Source organism: Streptomyces sp. UH6 (assembly GCF_013421635.1).
Lineage (GTDB): Bacteria > Actinomycetota > Actinomycetes > Streptomycetales > Streptomycetaceae > Streptomyces > Streptomyces abyssomicinicus.
On sequence record NZ_JACADT010000631.1, the window covers coordinates 1 to 3,375 of the forward strand.

A 3,375-nucleotide genomic window follows, 5' to 3' on the forward strand; every position below is an offset into this window, starting at 1 on the left:
CCCCGGCGGCGGTGCCAGCGCAGCCCACGGCGGCCCCTCACGGAGGCCCCCACGGCCGCGCCGACGGAACCGCTAGGACAGCACCGTGGTCAGGAACTCGCCCGTCCAGGCCAGCAGTTCGCGCCCCGTCAGCGGCTTGCCGCCGATCTTCGCGGTCTTCGGCCGCGGCACCAGCACCTGCTGCGCGGTCGCCTTGATGACGGTCCCCGGGTACACCCGCTTCAGCCGCAGCTCCTGCGACTCCCGCAGGTCCACCGGCGCGAAGCGGATGTTGTTGCCCTGGAGCACGATCTCGCCCACCCCGCAGGACCGGGCCAGCATCCGCAGCCCCGCGACCAGCAGCAGGTTCTCCACCGGCTCCGGCAGCTTGCCGTAGCGGTCCACCAGCTCCTCGCGGACCGCCGCGACGTCCTCCTCCGAGTTGGCGGAGGCGATCGAGCGGTACGCCTGGAGCCGCAGCCGCTCGCCCGGCGCGTAGTCGTGCGGGACGTGCGCGTCGACCGGCAGCTCGATCTTGACCTCCAGCGGCGGCGCCTCCTCCACACCGCCCTCCAGCGAGGCCCGGTACTCGGCGACCGCCTCGCCGACCATCCGCACGTACAGGTCGAAGCCGACGCCCGCGATGTGACCGGACTGCTCGCCGCCGAGCAGGTTGCCCGCGCCGCGGATCTCCAGGTCCTTCATCGCCACGTACATGCCCGCGCCGAGGTCGGTGTGCTGGGCGATGGTCGCCAGCCGCTCGTGCGCGGTCTCCGTCAGCGGCTTCTCCGGCGGGTACAGGAAGTACGCGTAGCCCCGCTCCCGGCCACGGCCGACGCGGCCGCGCAGCTGGTGCAGCTGCGAGAGGCCGAAGTTGTCGCCGCGCTCCACGATCAGCGTGTTGGCGTTGGCGATGTCGATGCCGGACTCCACGATCGTCGTGGAGACCAGCACGTCGAACCGCTTCTCCCAGAAGTCGACGACGACCTGCTCCAGCGCCTGTTCCGACATCTGGCCGTGCGCCGTCGCGATCCGCGCCTCGGGCACGATCTCCCGCAGCCGCGCCGCCGCCCGGTCGATCGACTCGACCCGGTTGTGGATGTAGAACACCTGGCCCTCGCGCAGCAGTTCACGGCGGATCGCCGCGCCGATCTGCCGCTCGTCGTAGGGGCCGACGAAGGTGAGGACCGGGTGCCGCTCCTCCGGCGGGGTGGTGATCGTCGACATCTCGCGGATGCCGGTGACCGCCATCTCCAGGGTGCGCGGGATGGGCGTGGCGGACATGGTGAGCACGTCCACGTTGGCGCGCAGCTTCTTCAGCTGCTCCTTGTGCTCGACGCCGAACCGCTGCTCCTCGTCGACGATGACCAGGCCCAGGTCCTTGAACCTGGTCTCCGACGAGAACAGCCGGTGGGTGCCGATGACGATGTCCACCGAGCCGTCCCGCAGCCCCTCCAGGGTCGCCTTCGCCTCAGCCTCCGACTGGAACCGGGAGAGCGCCTTCACCTTCACCGGGAACTGCGCGTACCGCTCGCTGAAGGTGCCGAAGTGCTGCTGCACCAGCAGCGTGGTGGGGACGAGGACGGCGACCTGCTTGCCGTCCTGGACCGCCTTGAACGCGGCGCGCACCGCGATCTCGGTCTTGCCGTAGCCGACGTCGCCGCAGATCAGGCGGTCCATCGGGACCGACTTCTCCATGTCGGACTTCACCTCGGCGATGGTGGTGAGCTGGTCCGGGGTCTCCGCGTACGGGAAGGCGTCCTCCAGCTCCCGCTGCCAGGGGGTGTCCGGGCCGAAGACGTGGCCGGGCGCCGCCATCCGGGCGCTGTAGAGCTTGATCAGGTCGGCGGCGATCTCCTTGACCGCCTTCTTCGCCCGCGCCTTGGTCTTGGTCCAGTCCGCGCCGCCCAGGCGGTGCAGGGTGGGCGCCTCGCCGCCGACGTACTTGGTGATCTGCTCCAGCTGGTCGGTCGGGATGTACAGCCGGTCGCCTGGCTGTCCCCGCTTGGCGGGCGCGTACTCCACCACCAGGTACTCGCGGGTGGCGCCCTGCACGGTGCGCTGCACCATCTCCAGGTAGCGGCCCACGCCGTGCTGCTCGTGGACGATGTGGTCGCCCGGCTCCAGGGTGAGCGGGTCGATCGCCTTGCGGCGCCGGGCCGGCATCCGCGCGCCGTCCTTGGTCGCGGTGCGCTGGCCGGACAGGTCGGTCTCGGTGAGCACGGCCAGCTTCAGGCCCGGGTCCACGAAGCCGTACTCGACGCTGCCGCAGGAGACGTGCACCAGCGACGGCGTGAGCCCGGTGAGGTCCTTGTCCAGGCGGGCCGGGACGCCCTCCCCGCCGAGCACCTCGGTGATCCGGGCCGCCGGACCGTGCCCCTCGGTGAGGAACGCGACGCGCCAGCCGTCGGCCACCCACCCCTTGGTGTCGGCGAGGGCGCGGGCCGTGTCGCCGCGGTAGGTGTCGGGGGCGTGCATGCCGAGCTTGAGGGTGTCGCCGCCGGAGAACTCGTCGGTGACCTCGTCGGCGGCGAACGGGGAGACCGACCACCAGAGCATGCCCAGCTCACGGGCACGGTCCCGGACGTCCGCCATCGACCACAGGGAGGCCGCGCCGACGTCGATCGGGGCCTCGCCGCCGCCGGCCGTGGCCGCCCAGGACGCCTGGAGGAACTCCTGCGAGGTCGCCACCAGGTCCGCCGAGCGGGTACGGACCCGCTCCGGGTCGCAGACGACCGCCATCGACCCCTCGGGCAGCACGTCGAGGAGGAGTTCCATGTCGTCGACGAGGACGGGGGCCAGGGACTCCATGCCCTCCACGGCGATGCCCTCGGCGATCTTCCCGAGCAGTTCGCCCAGCTCCGGGTGGGCCTCGGCCAGCTCCGCGGCACGGCGCCGGACCTCGTCGGTCAGCAGCAGCTCGCGGCAGGGCGGCGCCCACAGGCCGTGCTCGGCGACCTCCAGGGACCGCTGGTCGGCCACCTTGAAGTAGCGGATCTCCTCGACGTCGTCGCCCCAGAACTCGACGCGCAGCGGGTGTTCCTCGGTCGGCGGGAAGACGTCGAGGATGCCGCCGCGGACCGCGAACTCGCCACGGTTCTCCACCAGCTCCACGCGGGAGTACGCGGCTGCAGCGAGCGCCGTCACCACGTCCTGGAGATCGGCCTGCGCTCCCGTGCGCAGCGACACCGGCTCCAGGTCGCCGAGGCCCTTGACCTGCGGCTGGAGGACCGAGCGGACCGGGGCGACGACCACCTGGACGGGACCGGCGCCGGGGTCGTCGGCGCTCGGGTGCGCGAGGCGGCGCAGCACGGCGAGGCGGCGGCCGACGGTGTCGCTGCGGGGGGAGAGCCGCTCGTGCGGGAGGGTCTCCCAGGACGGGTACTCCACGACGGC

1 protein-coding gene is annotated in these 3,375 nt (G+C 72.2%); it reads right to left on the bottom strand.

Going from position 1 to position 3,375, the window contains the following annotated elements; translation table 11 throughout:
- Positions 1-72: 72 nt before the first annotated feature.
- The coding region (gene mfd / locus HW445_RS23325) for a transcription-repair coupling factor (protein WP_180222916.1) at positions 73-3,375 on the bottom strand (3,303 nt) is incomplete at its 5' end.